Annotated in this window: 4 protein-coding genes; 2 read left to right on the forward strand and 2 right to left on the reverse strand. The window is 72.7% G+C overall.

Annotated features, from left to right (window positions below; translation table 11 throughout):
• Positions 1-121: 121 nt before the first annotated feature.
• Together htpG and G3I53_RS25765 are read right to left on the reverse strand one after the other, a co-directional pair.
• On the reverse strand, positions 122-2,035 hold the full coding sequence (gene htpG, locus G3I53_RS25760; RefSeq protein WP_164338125.1) for a molecular chaperone HtpG: 1,914 nt from the start codon (positions 2,033-2,035) through the stop codon (positions 122-124).
• Positions 2,036-2,106: 71 nt separating this feature from the next.
• Positions 2,107-2,697, reverse strand: a complete 591-nt coding sequence (locus G3I53_RS25765) for a TetR/AcrR family transcriptional regulator (protein WP_164338127.1) — start codon at positions 2,695-2,697, stop codon at positions 2,107-2,109.
• Positions 2,698-2,896: 199 nt separating this feature from the next.
• Between G3I53_RS25765 and G3I53_RS25770 the strand changes: the two genes are divergently transcribed.
• Together G3I53_RS25770 and G3I53_RS25775 are read left to right on the forward strand one after the other, a co-directional pair.
• Positions 2,897-3,829 carry an NAD(P)-dependent oxidoreductase gene (locus G3I53_RS25770; protein ID WP_343240689.1) on the forward strand — a complete coding sequence of 311 codons (933 nt, stop codon included), beginning with the start codon at positions 2,897-2,899 and terminating at the stop codon, positions 3,827-3,829.
• 192 nt (positions 3,830-4,021) lie between these two features.
• Positions 4,022-4,941: YbdK family carboxylate-amine ligase (locus tag G3I53_RS25775; RefSeq protein WP_164438821.1), on the forward strand; the 920-nt coding region annotated here is incomplete at its 3' end.

Consider the following 4,941-nt stretch of genomic DNA (forward strand, 5'->3'; position numbering starts at 1 on the left):
GGCGGCCCCGGCCGCCCGGCCGGGACCCGCCACCGGCGTGCGCGCGGGGGCGGCGGGAGCACACGCCCGCGGGACCGGCGTGACCGGACCGAGAGGCTCTAGGTGACCGGACCGAGAGGCTCTAGAGGACGCGCTCCAGGCGGTCGGCGACGAGCCGCACGAAGCGGGCCGGGTCCTTGGGCCGGCCGCCCTCCGCGAGCACCGCCAGGGAGTACAGCAGCTCGGTGGTCTCGACGAGGCCGGAGCGGTCCTCGCGCTCCCGGTACGCCTCGTTGAGCCCCTTCACCAGCGCGTGCCCGGGGTTCAGTTCGAGGATCCGCTTGGCCCGCGGGACCTCCTGCCCCATCGCCCGGTACATGTTCTCCAGCGCCGGGGTGAGGTCGTTCGCGTCGGCCACGACACAGGCCGGCGACACCGTCAGCCGGGAGGACAGACGGACCTCCTTGATGTCCTCGTCCAGCTGCTCGCGCATCCACTCCAGCAGGCCGGCGTACTCCTCGGCCTGCTTCTCCCGCTCGTCCTCGGACGGCCCGTCCTCGGAGGCGCCGAGGTCGATCTCGCCCTTGGCGACCGACCGCAGGGGCTTGCCCTCGAACTCGCCGACCGCGTCCGTCCACACCTCGTCGACGGGGTCGGTGAGCAGCAGGACCTCGATGCCCCGCTCCCGGAACGCCTCCATGTGCGGCGAGTTGTCGATGCTCTCCCGGGACTCGCCGGTGATGTAGTAGATCGCCTCCTGCCCGTCCCGCATGCGCTCCACGTACTCGCGCAGCGTCACCGTCCCGCCGCCGTCGCCGTCGTCGCCCTGGTGCGTGCTCGCGAACGAGGACACGGCGAGGAGGGCGTCGCGGTTGTCGGAGTCGGTGACCAGGCCCTCCTTCAGCACCGCGCCGAACTCCCGCCAGAAGGTGGCGTACCGCTCCGGGGCGCCGGTCATCATGCTCTTGACGGAGGAGAGGACCTTCTTCGTCAGGCGGCGCTGCATCATCCTGATGTGCCGGTCCTGCTGGAGGATCTCGCGGGACACGTTCAGCGAGAGGTCCTGGGCGTCCACCACGCCCTTGACGAAGCGCAGGTACGAGGGGAGCAGGGCCTCGCAGTCGTCCATGATGAACACGCGCTTGACGTACAGCTGGAGCCCGTGCCGGTAGTTCTGGGTGAACAGGTCGTGCGGGGCGTGGCCGGGGACGAACAGCAGGGCCTGGTACTCGAAGGTGCCCTCCGCCTGGAGCTGGATCGTCTCCAGCGGGTCGCGCCAGTCGTGGCTGATGTGCTTGTACAGCTCGTGGTACTCGTCCTCGGAGACCTCGTCGCGCGAGCGGGCCCACAGGGCCTTCATCGAGTTGAGCGTCTCGGGCTCGGCCGCGGTGCCGTCCTCACCCTGCTCGCCGACCAGCCGGACGGGCCAGGTGATGAAGTCGGAGTAGCGCTTGACGATCTCCTTGATCTTCCACACCGAGGTGTAGTCGTGCAGCTGGTTCTCGGGGTCGGCGGGCTTGAGGTGCAGCACCACCGAGGTGCCCTGCGGTGCGTCGTCCACCGCTTCCAGGGTGTAGGTGCCCTCGCCGCGGGACGACCAGCGGGTGCCCTGCTTCTCGCCCGCGCGCCGGGTCAGCAGGGTGACCTCGTCCGCCACCATGAACGCCGAGTAGAAGCCGACGCCGAACTGGCCGATCAGCCCCTCCGCCCCGGCCCCGTCCTGGGCCTCCTTCAGTTCGCGCAGGAACTCGGCCGTACCGGAGTTGGCGATCGTGCCGATGAGCTGCCCGACCTCGTCGTAGGACATGCCGATGCCGTTGTCCCGCACGGTGAGGGTGCGGGCGTCCCGGTCGATCTCGAGCTCGATGTGCAGGTCGGAGACGTCGACGCCGGGCGTCTCGTCCCGCAGGGCCGCCAGGCGCAGCTTGTCGAGCGCGTCGGACGCGTTGGAGACGAGCTCCCGGAGGAAGACGTCCTTGTTCGAGTAGACCGAGTGGATCATCAGCTGGAGCAGCTGACGGGCCTCTACCTGGAACTCAAACGTTTCGGTCGGCATGGTGCGCGGTTACCTCACTCATCGCGTGCTGGACACCGGATGTGGCGCAGTCACTCTAATAAAAGCGACCGTCACCTTGGGTCGACGTCCCCCCTCCCGCCCCGGCCCGGTGCGACCGCCGCGTCGAGCAGCGGGCCGAGTTCGCGGGCGACGGCGGTCAGCGGGCGGACGTCCCGCTCGGCCCGGGCCAGCAGGATCGCCCCCTCCAGTGAGCTGATCATCAGGGTGGCGAGCGGCGCGGCGCGGTCCGGCGGCACGCCCATCTCCGTCAGCGCCCCGGCCACCGCGTCCGTCCACCGGGTGAAGGCGGCGGACACCGCCTCCCGCGTCGACTCCGTGTCCCCGGCGCAGTCCACCGTGGCGGCGGCGACGGGGCAGCCGCCCGCGAAGCCGGCCGACGCGTACTCGTCGGTCCACTGCCGGACCATCAGCGCGAACAGTCCGGCGGGCGTCGGCTCGGGCAGCGCGGCCAGGAAGCGGTCCACCCGGTCCGCCGCGTACCGGCCCGCCCAGCCGACCGCCTCGTTGACCAGTTGCTCCTTGCCGCCGGGAAAGTAGTGCTGCAAGGACCCCCGGGGCGCCCGCGCGTGGGCGGCGACCTCGCGCATGCCCGTGGCTCCCACGCCCTCCCGCCGGATGAGCTGGGCCGCGCTGAACACCATCCGCTCGCGCGGTGCCCGGTCGCGTTCCGCCGCCACCCCGACCTCCCACCGGTAGCCGTCGTCCCGTACGCCACCCTATGACGGCGGTCATAGCAGCGGCTACTATGACGGGCGTCATAGCGGCGGCGCGGCCGCATGCCGGGCACGCCCGCCGCAGTCCCGAGCGGGCCCGCGCGCGGGCCGGAGACGGTGATGCGTCGTGAACGTCGAGAACACCGAGAACACCGAGAACGTCGAGAACGTCGGATTCCTCGGCCTCGGGGTCATGGGCCGCCCCATGGCGCTGCGCCTCGCCGGGGCCGGGACGCCCCTGGTCGTCTGGAACCGCACCGCCGCCCGGAGCGCGCCCCTGCGGGAGGCCGGTGCCGAGGTCGCGGCGAGCGCCGCCGAGGTCTTCGAACGGGCCGGCGTGGTGTTCCTCATGCCGGCCGACGAGGCCGCGACCGACGCCCTGCTGGCCCGCGGCACCCCGGACTTCGCCCCCCGGGTCGCCGGACGCACCGTCGTCCAGATGGGGACCACGGCACCGGAGCACTCGGCCGCCCTGGAGGCGGACGTCCGCGCGGCGGGCGGCTCGTACGCGGAGGCGCCCGTGTCCGGCTCCCGTGTCCCGGCGGAGCAGGGCCTGCTGGTGGCGATGCTGGCCGGTGAGCAGGCCACCCGGGACCGCGTCCGTCCGCTGCTCGCCCCCATGTGCCGCGCGGTCGTCGACTGCGGTGCCGCGCCGGGCGGGCTGCTGATGAAACTGGCGGTGAACATCTTCCTGATCACCCAGGTCACCGGTCTCACCGAGGCGTTCCACTTCGCCGACCGGCAGGGCCTGGACCGGCGCACGTTCCTCGACGTCCTGGACGCGGGGCCCATGGCCAGCGCCGTCCACCGCATGAAGGCGCCGAAACTGCTCGACCGCGACTTCTCCGTGCAGGCGGCCGCCACGGACGTGCTGAAGAACAACCGCCTCATCGCGGAGGCCGCCCGCAAGGCACGGCTGGCCTCTCCGCTCCTCGACGTCTGCCACACCCTCTACGACGAGACCGTCGCCCTGGGGCACGGCTGCGAGGACATGGTGGCGGTGCTGCGCGCGCTGGAGGCCCGCACCGACGGCGCCCCCGTCACCGGCCGGGCGGGCTGAGCGGCCACACCGGTCCCCGCCGCACCGGACCGAGCCCGGGCAAGCAGCCCGACGAGCACCCCGACAAGATCCGCACGCTTGTTCTTCGCCCATCCGGGGAACCCGGAACCAGCCGATCCGCCGCCGGTGATCCAGGGGCCTGCCCCGAGGCGCCGCGGGGGACGGCGTTCGACTACGGGCAAGGGGACCGACGTGACGGTGCGTATAGGAGCAGAGGAAGAGTTTCACGTACTGGACGTGGAGAGCGGACGGCTCGTGCCACGTGCGGACGCGTTGCTCACCCGACTCGGCAGAGCGGGCTTCACCCGTGAACTCCACCGGTCGTCCGTCGAGAGCAACAGCCGGGTGCACGGCACCCTGGACGGACTGTACGCCGACCTCACCGGCGCCCGGCGCCGGCTGGAATCCGCCGCCTCCTCCCTCGGCCTCACCGCCGTCGCCGCCGGCACCGTGCCGCTGGCCAGCCTGGCACCCGGCAGCACGACCCCCGGTGACCGCTACCGGCGCATGGCGGACGAGTACCGCCGCGTCGCCGACGAACAGCTCATCTGCAGCGCCCAGGTGCACGTCGACGTGCCCGACCGGGACACCGCCGTACGCCTCATGTGCCCGGTCTCGCCCTGGCTCCCCCCGCTGCTCGCCCTGTCGGCCAGCTCACCGTTCTGGCTCGGCTCCGACACCGGCTACGCCAGCTGGCGCACCATGCTCTGGCAGCGCTGGCCCACCGCGGGCCCGGCCGGCTGCTACGGGAGCGCCGCCGAGTACGACGCGGCCGTCGCCGAACTCATCGGCACCGGCGTGGTCAGCGACGCCGGCATGCTCTACCAGGACGTCCGGCCCTCCGACCACCAGCCCACCCTGGAGCTGCGCATCTGCGACGCGTGCCCGCGCGCCGAGACGGTGGTGCTCGTCGCCGGACTCTTCCGCGCCCTCGTGCGCGACGCCCGCGACCGGCTGGAGCGCGAGGCGGCCCCCGGGTGCGACGGCCACCACGAGTGGCTGCGGGCCGCCGTGTGGCGCGCCGCCCGGTCCGGCCTGGAGGGACAGCTCGTCGACCCGTCGACCCGCCGCGCGGCCCCCGCCCCGCAGGTACTGCGCGGCATGCTCCACCG

It is taken from the genome of Streptomyces sp. SID14436 (genome assembly GCF_010548465.1).
In the GTDB taxonomy this organism is placed as follows: domain Bacteria; phylum Actinomycetota; class Actinomycetes; order Streptomycetales; family Streptomycetaceae; genus Streptomyces.